Annotated in this window: 22 protein-coding genes and 1 pseudogene; 11 read left to right on the forward strand and 12 right to left on the reverse strand. The window is 71.4% G+C overall.

The window, feature by feature from the left end; genetic code table 11:
• Window positions 1-20: 20 nt before the first annotated feature.
• The gene (locus ACSHWO_RS34255) at window positions 21-338 is read right to left on the reverse strand and encodes an ArsR/SmtB family transcription factor (RefSeq protein WP_438318525.1); all 318 of its coding nucleotides are present in this window, start codon (window positions 336-338) and stop codon (window positions 21-23) included.
• A gap of 155 nt (window positions 339-493) precedes the next feature.
• Between ACSHWO_RS34255 and ACSHWO_RS34260 the strand changes: the two genes are divergently transcribed.
• Window positions 494-814, forward strand: a complete 321-nt coding sequence (locus tag ACSHWO_RS34260; protein ID WP_361094163.1) for a putative quinol monooxygenase — start codon at window positions 494-496, stop codon at window positions 812-814.
• A 256-nt stretch (window positions 815-1,070) separates the two neighbouring features.
• Here the strand turns inward: ACSHWO_RS34260 and ACSHWO_RS34265 are convergent, their stop codons facing one another.
• A complete protein-coding gene (locus ACSHWO_RS34265) occupies window positions 1,071-1,853 on the reverse strand; it encodes a TIGR01458 family HAD-type hydrolase (protein ID WP_361094166.1) in 783 nt (260 codons plus the stop codon).
• 496 nt (window positions 1,854-2,349) lie between these two features.
• Between ACSHWO_RS34265 and ACSHWO_RS34270 the strand changes: the two genes are divergently transcribed.
• Window positions 2,350-3,456: a Vgb family protein gene (locus ACSHWO_RS34270; RefSeq protein ID WP_438318529.1), complete on the forward strand. Its 1,107-nt coding sequence runs from the start codon at window positions 2,350-2,352 to the stop codon at window positions 3,454-3,456.
• A gap of 443 nt (window positions 3,457-3,899) precedes the next feature.
• On the opposite strand, the gene ACSHWO_RS34275 is transcribed toward ACSHWO_RS34270, so the two are convergent.
• Window positions 3,900-4,937: an amidohydrolase family protein gene (locus ACSHWO_RS34275; RefSeq protein WP_438318532.1), complete on the reverse strand. Its 1,038-nt coding sequence runs from the start codon at window positions 4,935-4,937 to the stop codon at window positions 3,900-3,902.
• A 126-nt stretch (window positions 4,938-5,063) separates the two neighbouring features.
• On the opposite strand from ACSHWO_RS34275, the gene ACSHWO_RS34280 reads away from it, so the two are divergent.
• On the forward strand, window positions 5,064-5,792 hold the full coding sequence (locus ACSHWO_RS34280) for a TetR/AcrR family transcriptional regulator (protein ID WP_438318535.1): 729 nt from the start codon (window positions 5,064-5,066) through the stop codon (window positions 5,790-5,792).
• A 237-nt stretch (window positions 5,793-6,029) separates the two neighbouring features.
• Window positions 6,030-8,474, forward strand: a complete 2,445-nt coding sequence (locus ACSHWO_RS34285; protein WP_438319339.1) for a SpoIIE family protein phosphatase — start codon at window positions 6,030-6,032, stop codon at window positions 8,472-8,474.
• A 273-nt stretch (window positions 8,475-8,747) separates the two neighbouring features.
• Here the strand turns inward: ACSHWO_RS34285 and ACSHWO_RS34290 are convergent, their stop codons facing one another.
• Together ACSHWO_RS34290 and ACSHWO_RS34295 are read right to left on the reverse strand one after the other, a co-directional pair.
• Entirely contained in the window at window positions 8,748-9,410 is a 663-nt protein-coding gene (locus ACSHWO_RS34290) for a response regulator (protein ID WP_438318538.1), read from the reverse strand.
• Window positions 9,407-10,561: a sensor histidine kinase gene (locus ACSHWO_RS34295; protein WP_438318541.1), complete on the reverse strand. Its 1,155-nt coding sequence runs from the start codon at window positions 10,559-10,561 to the stop codon at window positions 9,407-9,409. The genes ACSHWO_RS34290 and ACSHWO_RS34295 overlap by 4 nt, the downstream gene beginning before the upstream one ends.
• A gap of 260 nt (window positions 10,562-10,821) precedes the next feature.
• Here ACSHWO_RS34295 and ACSHWO_RS34300 point away from each other — a divergent pair, with 260 nt between their 5' ends.
• Entirely contained in the window at window positions 10,822-12,333 is a 1,512-nt protein-coding gene (locus tag ACSHWO_RS34300) for an alpha/beta hydrolase family protein (protein ID WP_438318544.1), read from the forward strand.
• 120 nt (window positions 12,334-12,453) lie between these two features.
• Here ACSHWO_RS34300 and ACSHWO_RS34305 read toward each other — a convergent pair.
• Window positions 12,454-12,627, reverse strand: a pseudogene (locus ACSHWO_RS34305) (IS5/IS1182 family transposase); the annotation flags it as partial.
• Window positions 12,628-12,691: 64 nt separating this feature from the next.
• On the opposite strand from ACSHWO_RS34305, the gene ACSHWO_RS34310 reads away from it, so the two are divergent.
• From ACSHWO_RS34310 to ACSHWO_RS34335, 6 genes are all read left to right on the forward strand, one after another.
• Window positions 12,692-12,892 (forward strand): CAP domain-containing protein, encoded by a 201-nt coding sequence (locus ACSHWO_RS34310; RefSeq protein WP_438319340.1) that lies wholly within the window; start codon window positions 12,692-12,694, stop codon window positions 12,890-12,892.
• Window positions 12,893-13,166: 274 nt separating this feature from the next.
• Window positions 13,167-14,006 carry an IS5 family transposase gene (locus ACSHWO_RS34315; protein ID WP_438319341.1) on the forward strand — a complete coding sequence of 280 codons (840 nt, stop codon included), beginning with the start codon at window positions 13,167-13,169 and terminating at the stop codon, window positions 14,004-14,006.
• A 68-nt stretch (window positions 14,007-14,074) separates the two neighbouring features.
• Window positions 14,075-14,341 carry a hypothetical protein gene (locus ACSHWO_RS34320; protein ID WP_438318547.1) on the forward strand — a complete coding sequence of 89 codons (267 nt, stop codon included), beginning with the start codon at window positions 14,075-14,077 and terminating at the stop codon, window positions 14,339-14,341.
• A 379-nt stretch (window positions 14,342-14,720) separates the two neighbouring features.
• A complete protein-coding gene (locus ACSHWO_RS34325) occupies window positions 14,721-16,826 on the forward strand; it encodes a SpoIIE family protein phosphatase (RefSeq protein WP_438318550.1) in 2,106 nt (701 codons plus the stop codon).
• A 164-nt stretch (window positions 16,827-16,990) separates the two neighbouring features.
• Window positions 16,991-17,215 carry a DUF6480 family protein gene (locus ACSHWO_RS34330; protein WP_385808229.1) on the forward strand — a complete coding sequence of 75 codons (225 nt, stop codon included), beginning with the start codon at window positions 16,991-16,993 and terminating at the stop codon, window positions 17,213-17,215.
• A 64-nt stretch (window positions 17,216-17,279) separates the two neighbouring features.
• Window positions 17,280-17,765: a DUF488 domain-containing protein gene (locus tag ACSHWO_RS34335; RefSeq protein WP_438318553.1), complete on the forward strand. Its 486-nt coding sequence runs from the start codon at window positions 17,280-17,282 to the stop codon at window positions 17,763-17,765.
• 109 nt (window positions 17,766-17,874) lie between these two features.
• On the opposite strand, the gene ACSHWO_RS34340 is transcribed toward ACSHWO_RS34335, so the two are convergent.
• From ACSHWO_RS34340 to ACSHWO_RS34365, 6 genes are all read right to left on the reverse strand, one after another.
• Window positions 17,875-19,005 (reverse strand): hypothetical protein, encoded by a 1,131-nt coding sequence (locus tag ACSHWO_RS34340; RefSeq protein WP_438318556.1) that lies wholly within the window; start codon window positions 19,003-19,005, stop codon window positions 17,875-17,877.
• A complete protein-coding gene (locus tag ACSHWO_RS34345) occupies window positions 19,002-19,958 on the reverse strand; it encodes a phytanoyl-CoA dioxygenase family protein (RefSeq protein ID WP_438318559.1) in 957 nt (318 codons plus the stop codon). Before ACSHWO_RS34345 ends, ACSHWO_RS34340 begins: the two co-directional genes overlap by 4 nt.
• Window positions 19,959-19,972: 14 nt before the next feature.
• Window positions 19,973-20,434, reverse strand: coding sequence for a lasso peptide biosynthesis B2 protein (locus ACSHWO_RS34350; RefSeq protein ID WP_438318562.1), 462 nt, complete (start codon window positions 20,432-20,434; stop codon window positions 19,973-19,975).
• Between the two features lies 1 nt (window position 20,435).
• A complete protein-coding gene (locus tag ACSHWO_RS34355) occupies window positions 20,436-20,687 on the reverse strand; it encodes a lasso peptide biosynthesis PqqD family chaperone (protein WP_385808161.1) in 252 nt (83 codons plus the stop codon).
• A complete protein-coding gene (locus ACSHWO_RS34360; protein WP_438318565.1) occupies window positions 20,681-22,501 on the reverse strand; it encodes an asparagine synthase-related protein in 1,821 nt (606 codons plus the stop codon). Before ACSHWO_RS34360 ends, ACSHWO_RS34355 begins: the two co-directional genes overlap by 7 nt.
• 120 nt (window positions 22,502-22,621) lie before the next feature.
• Complete coding sequence (locus tag ACSHWO_RS34365) at window positions 22,622-22,744, reverse strand: lasso RiPP family leader peptide-containing protein (RefSeq protein WP_133895650.1); 123 nt, start codon at window positions 22,742-22,744, stop codon at window positions 22,622-22,624.
• Window positions 22,745-22,901 lie beyond the last annotated feature (157 nt).

Raw genomic sequence — 22,901 nt, forward strand, 5'->3', positions numbered from 1 at the left:
GCCGTCGGTCGGGTGGGTGGTCACGATGGCGTCTCCGCGGCCAACAGGGCGAGGAGACCGGGGAAGCGCTGCTCGATGTCGGCGCGGCGCAGAGTGGCCATGCGGCTGTTGCCACGGTTCACCTGCTGGATCAGGCCCGCTTCGCGCAGGACGCGGAAGTGGTGGGTCACGGTCGCTTTCGACACGGGCAGTGCGAACGAGCTGCAGGTGCGGGCGGTGCCCGTGGGCGCCGCCGCCAGTTCGCGAATGACCGTGCGGCGGAGCGGGTCGGCGAGGGCGGCGAGGACCTTGCCGAGCTCCATCTCGGCAAGGTCCGGGTGGCCTTCTGCGTCGGGCACGGGTCTTCCCCCACGGTCGTGTGCGGCACGCATCGATCAGGTACGAGTTGAATCGTACCTTGAAGATCGCTAGCGTGTCGTAGGTACGAAAATAGCCGTACCTACCTCATTCGGCTGCACACGCGGGCGACCGGATCCTCAACCAGGGGGAACCCATGACCGAACCACTCGTCACCCTCGTCGGGACCGCCCGTCCACGGCCGGAACGCGCCGCGGAGCTGAAGGAATTGCTGTTGTCGTTCGTCGAGCCCACCCGGCGGGAAGCCGGCTGCCTGGAGTACCACTTCCACGAGGACCGAGACCGCCCCGGCGTGTTCGTCTTCTACGAGGCGTGGCGCTCGCAAGCCGACCTCGACGCGCACCTCGCGCTGCCGCACCTGCGCGAGTTCTGGGACCGGCGCATGGAATACCTCGAAACCGATCTGGAAATCAGCTTCCTCACCATGCACAGCCCCTACGGCCATTCCCCGACCTGATCGGCATGCCGCGCAACGGTGCGACGGCGGCGAGGGGCCAGGCGCTGGACCGCGCTCCGGTCCGCGCGAGCAGGTCCCGCGCGGGAACCGTGACCGGAATCCGGCCGGTCGCGGCGCGCCGCTCACCGGTCTCGGCGTCGGCGTCGGCGAGGCCTGCTCACCTGGCAGCAGCGACGGTCACCCGGGTGCCGGGCAGTGAGGGGCGCCGCGATGTCCGACGAGGAGCGAGCCGGGTAACCCGCAGCGCGCCCGCGGGTCATCGGAGGCGGCCGATGAGGTCCGGCAGGTCGGCGAAGGAATCGAGGACGTGGTCGGGGGTGCCGGAGGCGCCGTGGTGGGTTTCCGGGGCATACTTGCCGGTCTTCACCAGGACGCCGGTGATGCCGCAGCGCTGCGCGGCCAGCACGTCGGTTTCGATGTCGTCGCCGATCATCAGCGTTTCGGCGGGGTCGGCGCCCAGCTGGGCGAGAGCACTCTCGAAGAACGCGGGAGCCGGCTTGCCCGTTACCTCCGCCCGCGTGCGCGCCGCCTTCTCCAGGCCTTCGAGAAAGGCTCCGGTGTCGAGGTCGAGGCCTCCCTCGGTACGCCAGTACAGGTTACGGTGCATCGACACGAGACGGGCCCCTCGCTGCAGGTGTCCGAAGATCCGGTTCAGGGCCTGGTAGTCGAACTCCGGGCCGGCTCCGCCCAGGACGACCACGTCCACCTCTCCTTCGTCGACAAAGGTGGCCCCCGGCAGGTCGTCCCGCACGTCCCCGCTGTTGAGCAGCACACATCGGGCACCGGGGAAATGCTCGCTCAGGTAGGCCGCCGTGGCGGCCGGGGCGGTCAGGACGTCCTGCTCGACGACGGGGAAACCCAGGTCGGACAGGCGCGCGGCGATGGAGGCGCGGGTCCGGGAGGTGGTGTTCGTCAGCAACACCAAGCCGAGACCGGATGCGCGCAGCCTCCGCACGGCCGCCACCGCACCGGGCAGAGCCTTCCAGGACACCGTGAGGACCCCGTCGATGTCGACGAGAACGGCTCGGATTCGCTTCATGGAGCCGACGTTAGCCCGGGGAACGGCCCGACGGGCCGCACTGCCCGCGGGTCCCGTCGTGCGCCGCTTCCGTCGCGCTGACCGTGATGCGACGCGGCCAGGCCGTAGGGGGTGCCCCCGCGCTGAGCCCGGGGCCATTCGATGCGGGTGCGCGATGGCGTGGGTGGTAAACGCGCGGCTGACGGCAGCCGACGGCAGCCGGAGGGCGCAGGGTTCCTGGAGTCGCTCTACGTGCCCGGCGCACGTCTTGGAGTGCGTGCCGACGACCGCGGTTTGGACGGAGGCGCCGTACGGGCAAGGCGGAGCATCTACTGCCGGGCGGCGCGAGGCCGCATGTGCACCTGACGTGCCCGCGCGGTACTCCGCAATGCCTGCCCGCTACGACAGTCGGCTGGTCCGCGGCCGACTCGGTGGCGCGAACCGGGCGGGCCCGAGCGTGAGCTGGTAAGCCGTCACTTGTCACTCTCCGGTCGTTCACCACAAGGGGGGATGCTCCATGCCGGGCACGCCGACGTCCCGACGACTCAACCGCCTGCTCTCCGTCTGGCTGGGCGTACTGCTCGCGGTCGCGGTGCAGGCCGCTCCCGCCCGGGCCGACGTGGGGGACGTGACGGAGTACCCGATCGCGACGCCCGAGAGCTTTCCCGCCGGGATCACGGCGGGTCCGGACCGGGCGATGTGGTTCACCGAGTCCGGTACCGACAAGATCGGACGGATCACGACAGGCGGCATTCTCACCGAGTACGCCGTTCCCACCGAGGCGAGCCTCCCCTTCGACATCACACAGGGCCCCGACCGCGCCCTGTGGTTCACCGAGGGTGCCGCCGACAAGATCGGGCGGATCACGACCGCGGGCGCGGTCACGGAGTTCCCCCTGCCCGTGGCGGGCAGCTTTCCCACAGGCATCACACTCGGTGCCGACCGTGCCCTGTGGTTCACCGAGAACGGTACGAACAAGATCGGGCGAATGCGACTTGACGGCACCGTCACCGAGTACGCCATCCCCACACCGGACAGCTTCCCGTACCACATCGCGGCCGGCCCCGGCGGCGTGTGGTTCACGGAGCTGATCGCCGGCAAGATCGGCCGTGTCGACTCCTTCGGCAACGTGACCGAGTACCCGCTGCCCACCGGGTTCGAGTTCCCGTCCGACATCGCGGCCGGCCCCGGCGGGATGTGGTTCACCGCGTCCGACCAGATCGGGCGGATCACCCCGTCGGGCTCCCTCACGCTCTTCCCCCGGCCGAACCCGGGCGGCGGCGCCGACGGAATCACCCGCGGCCCCGATGGGAACATGTGGTACGCCGACCAGTTCGGCCGCATCGGGCGGATCACCCCGACGGGGGGCATCACCGAGTTCCCGGTACCGGGCGGTCCGGACAAAGTGCCCTTCAACATCGCGACCGGACCTGACCGGAACGTCTGGTTCACCGAACTCCTCGGCAATGCCATCGGCCGCCTCCAAGCCCTCCCGGGCCGCGAGGCCAGCCCGAGCGCCGCCGCCCCGCAGCCGACCCCGACCGGTACGCGCCACGAGCGCCCCCGCCGCTTGTTGCCCTGCGGCACGGCGAAACCCCCAACGGCGGCCTCGTTCTGCCGCTGACGACACATCCGGGCCCGGCCCTCGGAACAGCCGCCGGGCCCGGAGGCCGGCGGGCCCCCGCGTACCGGTGAGAGTTCTCCTGCGGCCCGGGACGGGCTGCTGCCAGGTTCGACGCCGGTGATCCGGCATGACTCGCAACACAACGGGCGCTCCGTCAAGGGCCGTCGTTCGTACGAGATCTCTGCCGGACAGAGGCACCGACCTGGCCCACCCGCTGGCTTGGTCAGCAGCTCGTCCGAAGTGGACCGAGCGTCCCTGCGACCACGTTTCCATGGGCAGCCTGCCCCGGTGCCTCGCCTCCACGCCGCACGCTGGAACCCCTACCGGCGCCGAGTGCTCAGCGCGACCGCGTCGCCGGCCCGGCTCTGGGACTGCACGGGGCAGCCGAACCAGCAGTGGCGGATGTCCGCGGACCGCACGGTTCCGGCCGGCCTCCGGGGGCTTCAGGCCGTCGGGCGCCTGGCGCGGGCGGTGAGGCGTTCCCAGTTGCGGTGGCCGATGTCGGCCCTCTGCTCGTCGGTGAAGGGCGAGTTCTCCAGGAAGGAGCGGGCTTCACCGTTGCTGGTGTCGACGTAGGGGAAACCGCCGGGGCGGAAGCCGTAGGTGAAGGGGTAGTCGGTGGAGTACAGCATGCGGTCGGTGCCCATCACCTCGGCGGTCCACCGCAGGTAGCGGGGGCTGTTGGTGCCGCTGCCGGAGACCCAGAAGTTCTGCTTGAAGTAGTCCGCCAGGGGCTGGCGCAGGCGGCCTGCTTCGCCGAAGAAGCCGGTGTGGTCGAGGTAGAACAGCGCGACCTCCCCCCAGTGCCCGGCGATCACCTGCAGGTCGGGGAACCGGTCGAAGACTCCCGAGAAGATCATGCGCAGGTACTGGACACCGAGGTCGTAGTACCAGCCGAGCCCGGCTCCGGCCAGAACGGAGCCCATGGGCTCGGGGAGGTCGGAGTAGTAGGCGTCGATGACGGGCTGGACCGGTGTCTGCGGGTGGAAGTGCAGCGGCACGGCCAGACGCTCGGCCGTCGCGTACAGCTCGTCGTTGTCCGGGTGGTCGGCCAGTTTGTCCCCGGTGCGTCCGTACAGCATGGCGCCGGGGAAGCCCAGCTCGCAGACGGCGCGCTCCAGTTCGGCCGCGGCCGCGGCCGGCGACTGGGTGGGAATCGCGGCGAACGCCTGGAAGCGGTCGGGCCGGGAGGCGACGATCTCGGCGAGCTGGTCATTGGCCTCGCGCGCCACCGCGACGGCGTCGGCCTCGGGCAGGTCCTGCACGCCTGGAGACGACAGGGACAGCACGGCGACGTCGATGCCCTGGTCGTCCATGTGGGCCAGCCGCTGCTCGCCGACCTCGTGCAGGTTCCTCGCGATCGGGCTGTCCCCGAAGCCGCGCGAGAAGACCTGCGGCGATCCGGCTCGCCGGTACGCCTCGTAGACGGCCGGTACGACGACGGTCTCTTCCACCCCGATGATCCGCAAACGGTCGGTCATGACGCTTCTCCTCGCACCGATGTTTCCAGTGATACTCATTCAACGTTACCGTAGATAATGTCGACGGAAACATGGAATCGATAACAGCGATAGCGTCGCGGTCCCGGAGGCGCTACCGTTGCTTCCATGCCTGTTGAACCGAACCTCGCCCGGCGGGCCGCGGAGCCCGGCACTGCCGCGCGAGAGCAGACGCGTCGCCGGATCATCGAGGCCGCGACCGGCTTGCTGGAGCGCGGGGGCCGCGACGCGGTCACCACCCGGGCGGTCGCCGACGCCGCCGGACTCCAGCCACCGGCCCTCTACCGGCTGTTCGGCGACAAGGAGGGGTTGCTGGACGCAGTGGCCGAGCACGGCTTCACCCGGTTCCTGGCGGCCAAGCAGCAGATCGAACCCGCACCGCAGGATCCGGTCAGGGAACTGCGCGACGGCTGGGACACCGTGGTCGAGTTCGGACTGGCCAACCCCGCGCTGTACGCACTGATGTACGGAGAACCCGCCCGGTCCGCGACCGTGTTCCGGATCGGCCTCCAACACCTCATGGACCGAATCCGCCGCATCGCCGCCGCGGGGCTCCTGCGCATGGAAGAGGGACTCGCGGCCCAGATGGTCCATGCCACCGCCAGCGGCGCCGTCCTGACCTGGCAGTCGGTCCCCGAGCCCGAGCGAGACCCCGCGCTCCTTGTCGCCCTGCGCGAATCGATGATCACCGCCATCACCACCCAGGAGCCGGCCGTGGAGGAACCGGGGCCGGGTGGCGCTGCCCGTGCCCTGCGCGCAGCACTGCCCGGCCAGAGCGCCCTCAGCCAGGCCGAACAGCAACTTCTGACGGAATGGCTCCGGCGACTGTCCGCATAGCCGCTCCCCGCGACCGTCTCGAGTCCATGATCGTCGACTTGGCGTAGTCAGTTTCAGCGGGCTGTGACCGCTGATGTGAATTGCCGTGTGCTCCGATCCGGGCGGAAGGCCCCTTCTTGTCCTCGCCGCTGCCTCGTAGGGCTCTGGCCGCGGGCGGCTCGGGCGTGCACCGGCCGAGGTCGCTTTTCGTTGCAGGGCGACCTCCACTGACCTGTGCAGACTGGAGGTGTGCGCGAGATGCCCGTCGGTTGGACGGCGGAGCGCGAGCAATTGCTCGCCGCAGCCGTCGTCGAGGCCGTCGACGCAACCGGCGCGTATGCGGGGAGCATCTTTCTCCGCTCCCGCGACCGCCGGTCCCTCGCGCTGAGCGCGACCTACGGGACGACACCCTCCCTGCTCGGTGGCTGGCGTCTCATTCCGGTGGGCAGTCCCATCCCCGTCGCCGTGGCATACAGCACCGGCCGCACCGTCCACCTGGCCGACGCAGACGAGACGATGCGCCGGTTTCCCCAGCTCGCCGTCGCGCTGCCGTACGCCTTCGGCTCCTGTTCCGTGCCGGTGGCCGCAGGCGGGGAGACCTTCGGATCGCTGGCGATCGTCTGGGCGACCTCACCCGGCAACGAGGGTGTTTCCAAGACCTGGCGCCGCAGGTTGCGCTCCGTCGCCGGGCGGCTCGGTGACTCCCTGGTGGCTCTGCGTGCCCGTACCGGCGATCCGGTGGAATGCGATCCGGGCACAACCCCGGTCGAGATCCCGGCTCCCGTCGCCAGGGCCGTGCGGGTGGGCTTGTTCGACTGGGACCTAGCCTCTGGCACGTTCACCGCGGACGACGAGTTCTGCGCGGCCTTCGGTCTCGATCCCGGTGGGTTCGACGGCCGAGCCGAAACGCTGGCTGCCTGCCTGCATCCCGGCGATCTTGCCGCGTTCCGGGCCCTTGCCCGGGAGGTGGCCGGCGGAAGGCGGATCGCGGCGCGCCGCCTTCGGATACGGGAGCGCGGGGGCGGCGGCGAGGGCCACCGCACGGTGGAGTTGTGGGCGCGCCGACTGGGGACCGATGACGCGGGGGCGCGTATGCACCTGATCGGTTCGGTCGTGGAGGCCCGGGCGGGCCATGCGGCTCTCGCCGCGGTCGAGAGGTTGCGGGACGGGGTGTTCTCCCTCGCCCCTGACGGGCGGGTGACCTACGCCAACCCCAGCGCTTTGCGGCTGTTGGGCGTTTCCGGTGAGGAGTTGCTGGGCCGGGTTCTGTGGGACGTGGTGCCCTGGCTGTCGGACCTGGACGTCGAGTACCGGCACCGGTCCGCGATGATCTCCCAGACGCCCTCGTCCTTCCTGGCCCGCTGCTCGCCCGACCAGTGGCTGGCCTTCTCCCTCCACCCCCAGCGCGACGGGGTCACCGGGCGGGTGGTCCTCGACGCCCGTCCCCCCTCTGTGTCAGCAGTCGGCGTCGACGCGACCGCAGGGGCGCCGGCGCGGATGGGCGTCATGTACCACGTCCTGCAGTTGGGCAGCGCGCTGACTGAGGCGGTCACGGCACGGGAAGTCTGCCAGGTCCTGGCCGACCAGCTGCTGCCGGCGTTCGGGGGGCAGCAGCTGGCGATCTACGTGGTCCGCGGCAAGACGATGCACCGGCTCTTCCACACCGGCCGCCACGAGGACTTCCTCGACTGGCTGGAGGGCGTTCCGCTGCACGCCCGCCTGCCCGGGACGGAGACGCTCACCTCCGGTGCGCCGCTCTTCATCGAGTCGCAGGAGGACCTCTCCCGGGGCTACCCGGGTATCCCCGTCGGAGAGGTGAGCTCCTGGGCGTATCTGCCACTGATCGCCTCCAGCCGCCCTGTCGGCACCTGCGTTCTGGGCTTCGACGAGGCCCACCGGTTCACGGAGAAGGACCGCGGCGTCCTCACCGCACTCGCCGGGCTGATCGCCCAGGCCCTGGAACGGGCGCGGCTCTACGACTCGGAGTTCGCCGTCGCGCGGGGCCTGCAGCAGACCCTCCTTCCCCACCGGCTGCCCGTGGTCCCGGGCATCCGTACCGTCGCGCGCTACCTGCCCGGCACCAGTGGAATGGACATCGGCGGCGACTGGTACGACGTCATCCCCGTCGAGAACGGGGTCGCTCTCGTCATCGGAGACGTGCAGGGGCACAGCATCGCCGCCGCGGCCACCATGGCCCAGCTGCGCAGCGCAGTACGGGCCTTCACCGCTGTGGGCAACGCCCCCGGCGATGTGATGGCGGGCGTCAACCGGACCCTCATCGATCTCGACCCCGGGCTCCTGGCCAGCTGCTGCTACATCCGCCTCGAAACCCGCAGCCACCAAGCCCACGCCGTCACCGCCGGGCACCCTCCACCCCTGCTCCGCCGTCCCAACGGCCCGACCGGCGCCCTCGACCTCGACGTCGGCCCACTCCTCGGCGTGGAGCCTTCGGGCGCCTATCCCCCGACCCGGATCGCCCTACCGCCGGGATCCCTCCTCGCCCTCTACACCGACGGCCTGGTCGAGGAACCAGGAACCGACATCGACGTGGGGATCGACCGCCTACGGACATCCCTGGCCCATGCCTACGCCGAATCCCTGGACGAACTCGCCGACCGGCTGCTGCACAACGCTCGGCGCTCCTCGTACCGTGCCGACGACATCGCTCTGCTCCTCACCGAGCTCGGCTCCCTTCACGTCTAGGGCCGGTTGTGAAGGTGCTGGTCGCTTCGTAGCGGACGGCGATTTTGTCGTACCGGGTGGCGACGGCGCGGTGGCGCTTGAGGCGGTTGATCCCGCACTGCCGAGCCCGAGCCGGGGCACCCGGATCGCTTCCAGAACCCGCTCGAACTGCGGTGACTCCCGGCCTTCGGCCCGGTATGACTTGAGCCCCCAGTCGAGCCAACTCCTGGCGCGACCCGAAGAAGACCATCGAACACCCCGTCCAGGGATGAGACATCGGACGAAACCGACCTCTCAGGCCGGGCGGATCAGGCGGTTGTCGTGGGCGAAGACCACGGCCTGGATCCGGTCGCGGAGTTCGAGCTTGTGCAGGATCCGCCCCAGATGGGACTTCACGGTCGCCTCCGCGAGGTACAGCGCGGCCGCGATCTCGGCGTTCGACAGGCCGCGGCCGACCTCGACGAGCACCTCGCGCTCACGAGCACTCAGCCGGTCCAGCCGCTCGTCGCGGACGGCGGTGCCCCCGTCGGGCAGGTGCGGACGGAAGTCCTCCAGCAGGCGCCGGGTGATCCGCGGGGAGAGCACCGCGTCGCCCGCCGCGACGTTGCGGATCGCGGCGAGCAGCTCCTCCGGCCGGGTGTTCTTCAGCAGGAAGCCCGAGGCTCCGGCGGCGAGACCGGCGAAGGCGTACGCGTCCAGGTCGAAGGTGGTCAGGATCAGCACTCTGCTCTGCGGGGAGACCTCGACGACCTGTCGGGTCGCCTCGATCCCGTCCGTCCCGGGCATCCGGACGTCCATGAGGACGACGTCGGGCCGCAGCTCGCGGGCGAGGCGGACGGCCTGGGCGCCGTCCTCGGCCTCGCCGACCGGTGTCATGTCGGGCTGGGCCTCCAGGACCGTGCCGAAGGCCATCCGGAGCAGCGCCTCGTCGTCGGCGATCAGGATGCGGATCGTCATGCGGAGGCCGCCCCGCCGCCGCCCAGGAGGAGTCGGGTACGGACGCCCCAGCCGCCGCCCGGAAGCGGTCCGGCCTGCAGCGTCCCCCCGTAGGCGGCCGCTCGCTCGCGCATGCCGGGGATGCCGTGGCCGGGCGGTGTGGCGGCGGGAAGTGCCGGGCGGGGGCCGCTGTCGGTGACGTCCACGCCGACGGCCTGGGCCGAGCACTCGACCAGGACCGTCGCGCGCGTGCCGGCGGGTGTGTGCTTGAGGGTGTTGGTCAAGGCTTCCTGTACCAGACGGTAGACGGTGAGTTGTGCGGTGGCGGGGATGTGGCTGTGCCCGCCGCGGACCTCCAGGCGGGTCGGCAGCCCGGCGGTGCCCATCTGGTCGGCGAGGGCCTCCAGCTGGGAGATACCGGGGAGCGGATGGCGCTCCGCATCCCGCTCGTCGGTCCGCAGGACGCCCAGCGAGCGCCGCATGTCGGTCAGCGCCTGCCGGCCCGTCTCGGAGATCTGCAGCATCGCGGCGGTGGCCCGGTCCGGGGACCTGTGCTGGGCGTAGACGGCGGCGTCGGTGAGCGCGACCATGACGGACAGGTTGTGGGTGACGATGTCGTGCATCTCGCGGGTGATCCGGGCCCGCTCCTCGGCGACGGCCAGTCGTGCCTGCTGCTCCTGGTGCAGTGCCAGCCGTTCGGCCCGTTCCTGCACGGCCGCGAGGTAGGCCCGGCTGGTCCGCACGTTCACCCCGAGGACGGCGGCGGCGACGACCGTCGCGGAGAGCGCGACGAAAGGGGTCAGGAACGCGCCGTCCGGTGTCCAGCGCAGGCAGGCCAGCACGGCTCCGCCCTCCACGACGGCGGCGGCGAGGAGCGTGCCGCGCCGGCCTGTGTGCGCGGCCGCCGTGTAGAGGGCCACCAGCAGGGCGATGTCCGCGGGCAGTTGGACGTCCATCAGCCACTGGACGAAGGCCGCGGCCGCCACGGCGCCGAACACCGCGAGCGGGGTCCGGCGCCGCCACAGCAGGGGCAGCGCCAGGGCGGCGGTGAGCGCCGCGGCCACCGGCAACTCCCGCGCCGGGTAGGCGGTCACGACGTTGAGGAGGAGAAGGATCGGCAGCGCCGCGTCCCACAACAGGGGCGGTACCCGGTCCCGGTGGCGCACCGTCACACCTCCTCGTCGATCGGTCGTCGTGGCGGCCCGACCGGGACCGTCAGCGCGTACAGCCGGAGCCTAGGCCGCGGGGTCGGCGGTGCGCATGAGCCCACCGGCCGACCCCACCCTGCCGGGGTACGACCGCAGGAGGACGCCCACCACCTCCCGCGGTCGCAGAGCGGCCGCCGGACGGGCGTGAGGCGGTTGCCACTCCGGTCGCACCGCGGCCCGCCCGGGTTGCGACCGCAGTGGCAACGGTCGGCGACCCGGGACCGATGCGGCGGCGCGGACCCGGCGTCGAGCATGACCGGGTGACCGAAACCATCACGGGGCTGTCGATGTCCCTTCCGGAAGTCCTCGTCCTGCTGGGTGCCCTCGCGCTGGTGGCGGCGCGCTGGCTCCCCCCGGCCGCCCGCCGGCCCGTCACGATCGGGGCGGGGGCGGTGCTCGTGGCGTCCGCGACCGTGCTGGGCGTGGCGGGGATCCGCTGGCAGCTGCTGCCCGTCCTGGCCGGCGCCGCCCTGGCGTCGGCGTTCGCCCTCCCGCCCCTGCTGCGGCGCCGTGCCGGCCGACCGGCGTGGCGGGCCCGCTGGTGGCTGGCCCTGCCGGGATCGCTGGCCTGCGCCGGCCTGATCGCCACCGGCCCGGTGGCGGCCTGGGCCTTTCCCGTGCCCGAGTTCCCCGAGCCGTCGGGCGGCTTCGCGGTCGGCACCCGGGTGGTGCAGTGGACCGACCCGCTCCGCCCCGAGGGCTTCACCGCCGATCCGGACGACCGGCGCACGGTCGTGGCCCAGCTCTGGTACCCCGCGCAGAGGAGCCCCGCCGGCACCCAGCGGGCCCAGTACCTGGGCCGCACGCAGCAGGAGGCGCGCACCGTCGCCGAGGCCCTGGCCGGCGGGACCGGCCTGCCCGGTTTCCTGGTCGACGGCGTCCCGCGGGCTCGCAGCCGTGCGGTCGTCGACGCCCCGGTGGCCGGTGGGGGAGAGCGGTTCCCGGTCGTCCTGTTCTCCCCGGGGTCGGGCGGGGTGCGGACGCAGAACACCGCCTGGGCGGAGGAGCTGGCCAGCCACGGCTACGTGGTCGCCGCCCTCGACCATCCGTACGACTCCGCCGTCGTCGTCCTCGCCGACGGCCGCACGATCCGCGCCACCACCGCCTCCAGCGGGGACCGGGACCGGGACGAGGAGCTGGCGGCGGGCTGGACCGCCGTCCGGGCCGCCGACCTCGGCTTCGCCCTCACCCAGCTGGAACGGCTGGACCGGGGCGAGACCGCCGACCAGCTGACCGGACGCCTGGACACCGGCCGCGCCGCGGTGGCCGGCCACTCCCTGGGCGGTGCCGCCGCCCTGCAGGCGGCCCGGCAGGACCGCCGGTTCGACGCCGTCGTCGACCTGGACGGCTACCCCCACGGCCCCACCGCACCCGCCCTCGAGCAGCCGGCGCTCGCGCTCACCCAGGAGATCACCGCCGGCACCGACCCGCGCTACCCGCCCCGCCTCACCGACGCCCTCGAACACAACACCGCGACGAGCTACCGGCTCACCGTCCCCGGTGCCGGCCACCTCACCTTCATGGACGGCCCGCTCTACCTGCCGCCGGTGCCCTCGATCGTCGGCACCCTGGGCCGCACCGAGAGCCCGCGCGTCGTCGCCCGCGCCACCCTCGCCTTCCTGGACGCCGTCCTGCGAGGCCGCCCCGGCGACCCGGCCGACACCCTCCGGGCCTACGGGAAGGTCTACACGGTCTCACCCTCAGGGGCTCGGGGAACTGCGAGGCAGGCTCCGTGAATTGGCCGCACGCGCGTAAGACGGTGTTGGGCAATCGGGTGATCACTCGCTCTTGAGGTCGTCGGTGAGGTGGCGGGCCGCTTCGGTCCCGATGGGGCCGCGCGGTTCGGTCTCCTCGTCGGCGAGGCGGGCGGCCATGAGGCGGATCATGGCGACTGCCAGCGTCGCTTCGGCGTGCGCGGTCTTGCGCTCGTTGTCCCGTGTCAACCGTCTGCACCGTCCCAGCCAGCGGAGTGCCCGCTCGACCACCCACCTGCGGGGCAGCGCATGGAAGCCTTTCGCATCCGCTGCCCGGCACCGTGACGATCCCACACCGTTCCGACGGCTCCTCCGCCCAACAGCGGATCAAGGATGCGGGCTGCAACGCGCGCATGTTCGGGGAGAACATGTTCAACGGCAGCACCGACGGTTCAACGGCAGCACCGACGCCAAGGCTGCCGTCGACTGGTGGATAGGCAGCTCGGGCCACCACGCCAACATGGTCAACTGTGCATTCGTCGACACCGGTGTCGGCGTCAGCGACAACTACGCAGTGCAGGTCTTCGGGACGCCGGCGTGACGCGGGGGTCCTTAGAGGTCGTTTTCACCTGTACTACCCGGGTTTAGGGCGGTTCTCAAGGCGTGCGATCGCGGTGCGGTAGTGACCACGGGTGCAGTGGATGCCTGTGGGCCGCGTTGGGTGGCGGGTGGGACGGGTTGGGTTCTATTCCTGTCTCATCCCAGAACGTCCGACCTCCGGGGCCTGCGTGCTTCCGGTGCCGCGGCTGCGCGCCGCACTCGGTCTGCGGCGGTACGCCGGAGGCATGACAAAGTGACGCCCGTATCCGAGTGATCTGTCCGATGCCCGCTGGGAGTTGATCGAGCCGGTCCTGGCCGCGTGGCGGTTCGAGCGCCGTGGCAGGGCTCTGGATTTCGGCCGGCCGTCCGAGCGCGACCTGCGCGACATCATGGACGCGATCTTGTGCGTGGACCGGACAGGGGTCCAGTGGCGCTATCTCCCGCATGACTTCCCGCACTGGAACACTGTCTACGGCTACTTCGCCAAATGGGCCGACGAGGGCGTGTTCGCCCAGCTCACCGGCCTGCTCAGGCAACTGTTGCGGGAGAAAGAAGGCCGGGACGCCGAGCCGTCGGCCTGCGTGATCGACGCCCAGAGCGTGAAGACCTCCACCAGCGTCCCTGCTGCCGGCCAGGGCGTCGACGCGGGGAAGAAGATCGTGGGCAGGAAGCGGAGCATCGTCACCGACACGCTCGGCCTCCTCCTCGCCGTGCTGGTCACCGCGGCCAGCGTGCAGGACTCCGTCGCCGGCACCGCACTGCTCGACCAAGTCGCGGCCGAGCACCCTCGCATCCGCAAGGTGTGGGTCGACGGCGGCTACCGCCAACACCTCGTTGAACACGCCGCCGCCCTCGGAATCAACATGGAAATCACCGCCCGCAAGCCCGGGACCAGGGGATTCACCCCGATCCCGAAACGGTGGGCGGTCGAGCGGACCTACGGCTGGCTCATGCTCCACCGCCGCCTGGCCCGCGACTACGAGACCCTCCCCGAACGCTCCGAAGCAGTGATCCACATCGCCATGACCGACCTCATGGCCCGCCGCCTCACCAGCGAGAACACCGTCTCCTGGCGCGACCCGACACCACAGACCAAACAGCCGATCTCGGGATAAAACAGCGGGATGAAACGACCTCTCAGCGCCGCATCAGGCAACGTTCGCCCCGCCGGTACGGTCGGGGCATGGGTGCCATTTCGCAGCCGACTCTCGATGAGATCGAAGACCGTTTCGTTGCGCTTGTCGAGGGCCGGCTGGCACGGGACGAGGTCGACCGCTGGGCCGCGGGGTGGGTGACGCAGGACGAGCTGGACTGGGACGACCTTTCCTGGTGGGCGTTGAGCCTCCTTCATGGAATCGATCTTTACGAAGGACCGGGCGGCGGCTACCTGCATGACGACGAGCAGGTTCGGCTCTGGCTCGCTGAGCTGCGGAGGCGTCGCATGGCGTGAAGCGGTACCGGAGCTGGCACGGATCGTCTCGGTCACGGCACGCTCTCTGCGCGGCGGACCGGGTGCGGGTGCGCGAAATCGATGACGACCAGGGACCAAGACGCCGGGTGCTCCACGACCACCACAGGGGCTGCTGTCGGTGGGGCCAGCCGCTGGATGGGGAACGGGGCTCAGCAGGCCCTCGGCTTCCTCAGGGCTTCGACCATCTCTTCGGCCGCCCTCAGCCAGCCTGACCAGCAGGACGCGTCGGCCGGTCCGAGCGCGCCCCCTGTACCGCGTGCGGGCGGATCGTCCACGACCCGGTTCGGGGAGCAGCATGGAAGGGAGCCCCTCGACTGGCCCGCCCGAGCCGGCCGTGCGGAGCAGGGAGCGTTGAGCCATGGCCGCAAACGAGCCGCTGCATCTCCAGGACGACGGGTCGGGGCCGTCGCCACCGGGAGGACTGCTCGATCTACTCAGCGTGGCGGCCATCGTGCTGGACACCCGAGGACGCATCGTGTTCTGGAGCCCCCAGGCCGAGGAGGTCTTCGGCTACACCGCCCAGGAGGCCCTGGGCCAGTACGCGGCCATGCTGGTCCGCGACGAGCACAGAGACCTGGTGATCAGGTTGTTCGCGGAGGTGATGAGCACCGGGGCGAGCTGGGCCGGCGCCTTTCCGATCCGGCACAAGGACGGCAGCACACGGCTGGTGGAGTTTCGCAACATGAGGCTGCTGGACGACCTCGGCGACACCTACGCCCTCGGCATCGCCGCCGACCGGACCATGCTGCAGCGGGTCGAGACCGACCTGGCGCTCTCCCAGCGCCTGGTTTCGCAGGCCCCCATCGGCATCGCCCTCCTCGACACCGACCTGCGCTACCTGCTGATCAACCCGGCCCTGGAGCGCATCAACGGCATCCCGGCCGCCGATCACATCGGCAAGCATCCGCACGACATCCTGACCTTCCTCGACGTCGGCACCATCGAGTCCGCGTTGCGCCAGGTGCTGCTCACCGGCACGCCCGTGGTCGACCAGTACACCGTCGGCCGCACCCCCGCCGACCCCGACCACGACCACGCCTGGTCGGTGTCGTACTTTCGCATCGAAAGTTCCAGCGGCAGGGTGATCGGCGTGGCGAACTCGGTGGTCGACGTGAGCGAACGCCACCGGGCCACCACCGAAGCGGACCGGGCCCGGCGCCGACTGGCCGTGATCGCAGACGCCTCCGCCCGCGTCGGCACCACCCTGGAGGTCGAGCACACCGCGAAGGAGCTGGTCGACGTCGCCGTGCCCGACCTCGCCGACATCGCGACGGTCGACGTCCTCGACGATGTCCTCGCCTTCCGCCCCACCACCCCCTCCCACGATCCGGGCCCGGAGATGTTCCGGGCTCTCGCGGTGGCCGCGGCCTACCCCACCCACGCCACCACCGCCGCGCTGGCGGCCGGTGACCTCGCGGCGTACGCCGCCGACCGGTTGATCACCCGATGCGTCCACTCCGGAGCGCCCATCGTCGTCTCCCACGCCGACAGCGACGATCTGCAGCACATCGCCCGCGATGCCGAAGCCGCGGCCACCTTCGCCCGGGCCGGCGTCCACTCCTACCTCGCTGTGCCGCTGATCGCCCGCAACGAGGTCCTCGGCGTCCTCGACCTGCTCCGGGCACGAAACCCGCTGCCCTTTGACGAGGACGATGTCCTCCTCGCCGGGGAGATCGCCGCACGGGCTGCCGTCGCGATCGACAACGCCCGCTGGCACCAGAGCGTCCGCAATACCGCCGAAACCCTCCAGCGCAGCCTCCTGCCCGGTCATCCGCCGTCGCTCACCGGGCTGGACGTGGCCTCCCTCTACCAGCCCGCCATGGCAACCCACGAGGTCGGAGGCGACTGGTACGACGTGATCCCGCTCGCCGGTGACAAGACCGCCCTGGTGGTCGGCGACGTCATGGGCAACGGGATCGACGCCGCCGCCACCATGGGCCGCCTGCGCACCGCCACCTGCGCCTTCGCCGACCTCGACCTCGCACCCGACGAAGTCCTCCGCCATCTCGACAAGATCACCCAAGGGCTCGAGCACTACATCGCCACCTGCATCTACGCCGTCTACGACCCCCACGACCAGCGGTGCCACGTCGCCAACGCCGGACACCTCCCGCCCGTCCTCGACGCAGCCGACGGCCGCCGCCGGCTGCTGGACCTCCCCACCGGCGCGCCGCTCGGCGTCGGCGGTGTCCCCTTCCACACCAACTTCTTCGAGCTACGGCCCGGCGACCGGCTCATCCTGTACACCGACGGCCTCGTAGAAACCCGCCACCACTCCATCGACGACCGCCTGAACACGCTGCTGCGCACGCTCGACGAACCGCGCCGGCCCCTGGGAGACACCTGCCACTGGCTCCTGCACGCCCTGCGCCACCCCGACGACCACGACGACGTCGCCCTCCTCATCGCCGAAGCCACGCCCGTACCTGCCCGGCACACGCCGCACGGGCACCCGGCCGCGTGAGGGGCGGTCGCCGTGGCGCTGGTGGGCGAGGACGTCGGCCGGAAAGCCGCTCGTGGAGGGCACGTGTCGCCAGTAGGCGTATGGAGGTAGTGGGGCACCACACGGTGGGTAGGTGCCGGACAAACCGGCCGACCGGCCGGCTCGGCGGGCGCGAGGAGGCAGCCATGTCCGCACGAATTCCAGACCCGGAGCCGCGCAACACCTCCCGACCCAACCAAGGGGTGCCGCCCGGCGAGACGCCGCCTGGTGAGTCGAGCACCGGATCCGGCGCGGGCCCGTACCGTCCTCTCACCCGGGGCTGGGCCAAGGGCCCCCTCGTACTGATCTGCGTGGTGGCCTTGGCGTGCGCCCTGTTCTTCCTGGCCTACGCCGTCATGCTGAACGTGTGAGCGGGGTCGGCCCCGGGAAACGGCAGCCCATGATCGCCTGCTCTGGTGGTGAGGGGCAGGCCCGATGAGGCGCATCGCGACGATCGGCGTCTACGGTTTCACGGCCGATGCCTTCCTGGCGGAGCTCGCCGGTGGCGGTGTGGGGCTGCTTCTCGATCTCCGCCAGCGCCGCGGCGTTCGCGGCCACGACTACTCCTGGGCCAACTCGACGCGCCTCCAGCGCGCGCTCGCCGCCGCAGGCATCCGCTACCGGCACGTGAAGGGGCTGGCACCGACGACGGAACTGCGTCAGCTGCAGTACCGCGAGGACGACCGCCAGGGCGTGGGCAAGCGCAACCGCATCGTCCTGGCGCCCGAGTACGCCGAGCGCTACAGCCGGGAAATCCTCGACCGCTTCGACCTGGGTGCACTCGCGGCCGATCTCCCGACCGGCGCGGTGACCGCCCTCTTCTGCGTCGAGCGCGATCCGGAGGCGTGCCACCGTTCACTCGTGGCCGAGCGCCTGCGCGCCGAGCATGGCCTGCTGGTCACGGACATCCGTCCGGGGTGATGCGCTTTCCGTGCCGTGAGTCCTGGCTCCCGAGGATCCGGCAACCCGCCGGCAGCGGTGCGCTGCGGCAGCTGCTGATCCGCGCCGGGCGGAGGCCTCGCCGGCACGGCTACGTCGTCAGCGGAAGGGGGGCCGAGCGGGGTCGCGCAGGGGGCCGGGCCGTCCGGGCCGCCTCCACCGCCGCGGCCGAGGTGTAGAGGGTGAGGGCCCCTCCGCCGTGGACCAGCTTGGCCGCCGCCCAGTGGAACGGGTTCGCCCGCCCCTCCGCCGCCGCCGCGTGGTCGTTCACCAGCCGCTCCACCCGGGCCAGGAGTGCGGGGGCGAGCCTCCTGCGTAGTCGGCCGTGCGTCTCCTGCTGCTGCGGGGCGTACAGGTTGAACGGCAGGTACAGGGTGGCGTCGTCCGGCCGTGCTCCGTCGCGCGAGGTCATGCTCCAGCACAGGGTCGGGCGTACGCCCGCCATGTCCAGCGCCGTCGAGCCCTGCGGGGCGGTGTCCGCGACCAGGCCGGCCGCGGCGGCCGCCGCACCGCGGCCCCAAGGGGCCAGGCGTGCTTCCAGTTCGGCGGCCGAGCGTTCCGTGACCGTGGTGTAGAACTTGATCCGGGCGTGCGGGGCCCCGTCCGCGTCGAGCGCGAGGAACGCCGGCATCAGGTGCGCCATGCCCTGCGGGTCGTGGCGCTGAAGCCAGCTCCACGCCCTGCCCTGGCCGAGCCGGTCGAGTGCCGTCCCGACCGTTTCCCGGCTGTGTTCGGTGCCCGCCGCCAGCGTGTCGAAGTACACCTTGGGGCGGGCGATGCCCGAAGCGCGGACCGAAGCCGCCAGGCACATTCCGAACGCCGCCCGCTCGCTGCGCGGCCGGAACAGGTCGGCGACCGCCCGGACCCGCTCCAGGTGCGCGACGCCCAGGCGTTCCAGGCCGGCCAGTGTCCGCCGGCCGCGCTCCCAGCTGCCGGGCACCGTGGTGGGGCCCCGTTCGGGGAGGGGCCGGAAGAAGAGCCGGACGTCGACGCGGTCCCCCTGCAGGACGAGCGAGTACTCGAACGGGGCGGTCGACGCGGCTTCCTGCCTGGTCCCGCCTCCGTCGTCGTCCCGCGAGACCCGGTGGCCCCAGCCGTCGAAGAGGGTACGGACGGATTCCTCGGCCGCCGCGTCGAAGCCGTCCCCCAGTTCCAGCACCTCGCCGAGGTAGTGCAGCCCGTCGATGGCCAGTCCCGTGTACCCGGACCGCTCCGTCGTCACGGGGCGACCGGGGCCGGGACCGCGGCAGCCGGGACCTGGACCTGACCCGGGGCCCGGCCCGGGGTGGTCGGCGGCAGGTAGGGCTCGGAGTCGATCCCGGGGTACATCCGCTCCAGGTGCCCGATCGTCTCGTCGGTCCAGTAGCCGTCCCCGGGAGGAGGGAAGCCCAGGAGGTGGCGCTGGCGCGGGTCCAGTTCGACCATGAGCTCGTGCAGGGTGTTCCAGTTCGGGTGGGCCGGCCGCATCGACCACAGGTGCTTGTCCGTCCAACGGGCCTGTGCCCCGTGCATGTTGAAGAAGAGCGCGAGCCGCCGTCCGAGCGGTTCGTTGTAGGCCGACCCCCGGTGGACGATGTCACCGACGAACAGCAGGAGCGAGCCGGCCTGGGCTTCCACGGGCCGCTCCTGCTCGTACAGCTCGGGATACTCCGCCTTGTCGTAGGAGCCCTTGCCCGCCTCGGTCAACAGGGGGAGCCCGAGGTGTGCGGCGCGGTCGACGACGTAGGTGGGCGCGGTGTCCACGGTCACGTCGGTCAGGTAGAGGATGCCGTACACGCGCTGGTAGACGCCGTCCGCACGCGGGTGCACCAGGCTGCTGGCCGCCCAGGCGTCGTTGTGCAGGGTCTGGTCCCGGCTCTCCCCGTACGCCGTGCCGTACTTGGCCTGGATGAAGGAGCTCGTCAGCCGCAGGTCGGTGGTGCCGAGCAACTCCTCGACGACGTCGATGACCCGGGTGTCCAACGCGTGCCGGTTCAGGTCGTTGCTGGTGAACGGGAACGGAACCGCGTGCTTGAGGGCATTGACCTCCTCGGGGATGCTCCCGTTCCTTTCCGGGTCGGGGAAGTAGGTGTCGATCGCGGCCTGTGCCCGCGCGAGGGCCTCGCCCGTCACGAAGCCGGGTACCAGGGCGTGTCCCCGACTCGCCAGTTGCTCCACTATGTGCTTGGTGTCCATGGTGTCCGTCCGTCTCAACTCTCGGAGGGGTGGTCGTGTCGCCCGCCGCTGCGCCCCGTGCGGGGGGCGCGGGAGACGACGATGTTCTTGTGGAAGGCGTCCAGCCGCATGGACTCGCCGACCGCCCGGCCGTCCACCTCGATCCAGGCGTGCGCGGCGAACGGCATCAGGCTGACGCCGGAGACCCAGTCGGGCCAGCTGCCGCGCAGTCGGGCCAGCAGGGCGGCGGCGATCGAGCGTTCCAGGCAGTACGGTCCGGCGGCGCGACGGCTGACGGAGACGACGTCGCTACGGGCGGCCAGTGCCTCGGCGTGGGTGGCGGGGCGGGCGCCGCGGCTGGCCCGGCGCAGCATCCGCTCCAGCGCGTGCGGGCTCAGCCGGGTCAGGAGGCGGCTCGCCGCGACGGCCAGCACCGGCAGGGGGCGTCGGCGCAGGGGCAGCCGGGCGCGCGGTTCCAGGGTCATGGGCAGTGTCACGTCACACCAGCACCTTCGCGCGCCGCATGGTGTCGACCAGCTTCGCGACGTCGCCGGGTATCCGGTCGGCGGCCTCCGGGTGCCGTGCGGACAGCTCGCTCACGACCTCGTCCTGGGTGCGTCCGGCGGCGAGCATCTCGAACACCGCCGTCCCCATGGGGTTGATACGGAAGTACGTGCCGGACTTCTTGTCGAGGAGGACGGCCGCGTCCTCGGTCCTGGTGAGTACGACGTGAGGGGAGATCTTCAGCATGGTGGGGCCAGTCGTCGGTTCGTGAGGGATCGTTCGGGCGCAGCCGCCGGGACCGGGGCCCGGGCCGGGGCGGCCGCGACGGCCTGCATCCAGGCCTCGGCGGCGACGGTCAGCTCCAGCGCGTTGGTCTCGTGTTCGGGGCGCATCGTGTCCCGCAGGGCGGCGCGCAACCGGTCGATGTCCACCAGGCCGTGCTCGGCGAGCAGCGAGTCCTCGAACAGGCCGAGGAGTGCGCGGCGGTTGCGGGCCAGGCCGCGGTGGACCGACATGCTGAACTCGCCCTTGGTGGAGCGGGAGAGCGCGCCTGCGCGGGAGCCCGGCGCCGCCGCGTCCACCCGCATGGCGGCCTTCAGGACCGGCTTGAACCCGGTTCCCGGCAGGGCCTCGGCCCGCGAGACCGACAGGGCGGCCTCCAGTACCGCGTCGTCCATGTACGGGAGCGACAGGGTGATCCCCTGGTGCTCCATCAGTGCACGCAGCGGTCCGAGCCGTTGTCCGCCGATGCGGTGTCCCGCGACGCTGGTGTGCACCGAGCGGGTGTCCGCCTGTGGGGTCCGGCCGGCGTCACCGGCGGCGGCGACCGCGCGGACGGCCTCGACGTTGGCGGGCGTCGACCACGGGGTCACGCGGACCTGCGGGCCCCAGCTCAGGCCGGGGCCGAGGACGGCTGGCCGGGGCAGGTGCAGACGGCTCAGCTGTTCCTCGAACCACCCCTGGTAGGTCTGCTGCCGGGCGAGCGCCCGCAGGACGGAGGGCAGGCTCCAGCGCCTCAGCCGGGCGAGGTCGCGGATGCCGCGGACCGCCCGCAGGGGTGCGCGCGCGTAGAGGTCGCCGAAGTACGACGGTGCGATGGTGAACAGCTCGTCCCCGCCGAACCCGCCGATGTGCACGTCGGCGCCGGTGGCGGCGAAGATCCTGGCCATGGCGGTCTTCCTCGCCCGGTTCCGGATGAGGGTGTACGGCTCGCCCAGCCCGTAGGGAACGTCCTGGACGAGTCCCCGGTCCGGCTCCCAGATGCCGTCGTAGGGCCCTGGAACGTCCTCGGGGCCGAGGACCGTCAGCGGCCTGTCGATCTCCCGGGCGGCGATCGCCGCCCAGTGCGCGTCGTCGTGGTTGGGATCGACGGTCTGCTCGACGAAGGACTGGAACCGGGCCCCCTGGCCGGCCAGCAGGAAGCAGAGGGACGTGGAGTCCATGCCGCCCGACAGGTCCGCCGAGAGACCTCCGGCCGTGGCCAGTCGGACGGCCACCGCCTCCTCCAGCGCGGCCCGCACCTTCGGTGCGCCGTCGGCGACCGACAGCTCCGGCGCCGGGGGACGCCACCACGCGGTGGCCTCGACCCGGTCGGCGGTCATGCGCAGCCGCCGGTCGGCGGGGAGCCGGTGGACCCCGTGCCAGTAGGTGCCGTGGGTCAGCCCGTAGTCGAATCCGGGGTGCAGCATCCCCCAGGCGACCATCTCGATGCGCGGGGTGGCACCGCTCAGCCGGGCCAGCGGTTCGGCCGAGTCGGACGCGGCGTACGAGCCGTCCCGACACCGGGCGTAGAACACCTGGCGCAGGCCCGAGGCGCTGCCCTGGACGTAGGTGGAGCGGCCGTCGGTGTGGAGGATGTGGAAGCTGCCTGGGATCCCGTGTGCGGCGTCCATCAGGTCGGCGGGTCGGTCGTGCTGAGCCAGCAGGCGCGCCAGACGCCCCGCGTCGATGCTCGTCTCGCCGAACAGCGCGAGGCGTCTGGCGCCGGAATCTGCGGCGATCAGGCGGGAATGGGAGCGGTCCGCGACCACCCATGTCCGGCCCGAGGCGTACGTCAGCACATCGGTGTTCTCAGGCGGCCCGGTGGGGACCGGGAATGCGTCGTCTGCGTTCTCCGGAAAAGCGATGAACCATGACGCACTCAAGGAATCCCCCTAGGCAACCGAATTTGCGCGCGGCGATCAGATGATCGCCGTGCCCTCACCGTCGTTGCTGGCCCAGCCGTACCACATCGTGAGCTCGGAGAACTCGCCGATGGGCAGCATCTCGGGCGCCTCGTACTCGACAACCTCGTGGTCGTTCATTTGTGTCACCCCCCTCCGCTCGATTGATTGAGAACCTAACAAGCGGGAGTGGGGATCTGCGAGAACGATTTTCCGATGTCATCGCCCGTGATGGCCGGAAGTCACAATACGGGCGAAAATGGAATGCAAAATTCCAATTGCGAGTACATGGTAGATG

Origin of the sequence: Streptomyces pallidus (ex Mingjun et al. 2026), from assembly GCF_051550185.1 — a bacterium.
Taxonomy (GTDB): Bacteria; Actinomycetota; Actinomycetes; order Streptomycetales; family Streptomycetaceae; genus Streptomyces.

Bases quoted from the DNA above. Each gene is read 5' to 3' on its own strand.
- ACSHWO_RS34275 (WP_438318532.1), bottom strand. From the start codon at position 4,937: ATGACCGACCGTTTGCGGATCATCGGGGTGGAAGAGACCGTCGTCGTA.
- ACSHWO_RS34355 (WP_385808161.1), bottom strand. From the start codon at position 20,687: ATGCTGAAGATCTCCCCTCACGTCGTACTCACCAGGACCGAGGACGCG.
- ACSHWO_RS34300 (WP_438318544.1), top strand. From the start codon at position 10,822: ATGCGGCGGCGCGGACCCGGCGTCGAGCATGACCGGGTGACCGAAACC.
- ACSHWO_RS34270 (WP_438318529.1), top strand. From the start codon at position 2,350: ATGCCGGGCACGCCGACGTCCCGACGACTCAACCGCCTGCTCTCCGTC.
- ACSHWO_RS34280 (WP_438318535.1), top strand. From the start codon at position 5,064: ATGCCTGTTGAACCGAACCTCGCCCGGCGGGCCGCGGAGCCCGGCACT.
- ACSHWO_RS34365 (WP_133895650.1), bottom strand. From the start codon at position 22,744: ATGAACGACCACGAGGTTGTCGAGTACGAGGCGCCCGAGATGCTGCCC.
- ACSHWO_RS34285 (WP_438319339.1), top strand. From the start codon at position 6,030: ATGCCCGTCGGTTGGACGGCGGAGCGCGAGCAATTGCTCGCCGCAGCC.
- ACSHWO_RS34320 (WP_438318547.1), top strand. From the start codon at position 14,075: ATGGGTGCCATTTCGCAGCCGACTCTCGATGAGATCGAAGACCGTTTC.
- ACSHWO_RS34345 (WP_438318559.1), bottom strand. From the start codon at position 19,958: ATGGACACCAAGCACATAGTGGAGCAACTGGCGAGTCGGGGACACGCC.
- ACSHWO_RS34290 (WP_438318538.1), bottom strand. From the start codon at position 9,410: ATGACGATCCGCATCCTGATCGCCGACGACGAGGCGCTGCTCCGGATG.
- ACSHWO_RS34330 (WP_385808229.1), top strand. From the start codon at position 16,991: ATGTCCGCACGAATTCCAGACCCGGAGCCGCGCAACACCTCCCGACCC.
- ACSHWO_RS34265 (WP_361094166.1), bottom strand. From the start codon at position 1,853: ATGAAGCGAATCCGAGCCGTTCTCGTCGACATCGACGGGGTCCTCACG.
- ACSHWO_RS34325 (WP_438318550.1), top strand. From the start codon at position 14,721: ATGGCCGCAAACGAGCCGCTGCATCTCCAGGACGACGGGTCGGGGCCG.
- ACSHWO_RS34260 (WP_361094163.1), top strand. From the start codon at position 494: ATGACCGAACCACTCGTCACCCTCGTCGGGACCGCCCGTCCACGGCCG.
- ACSHWO_RS34335 (WP_438318553.1), top strand. From the start codon at position 17,280: ATGAGGCGCATCGCGACGATCGGCGTCTACGGTTTCACGGCCGATGCC.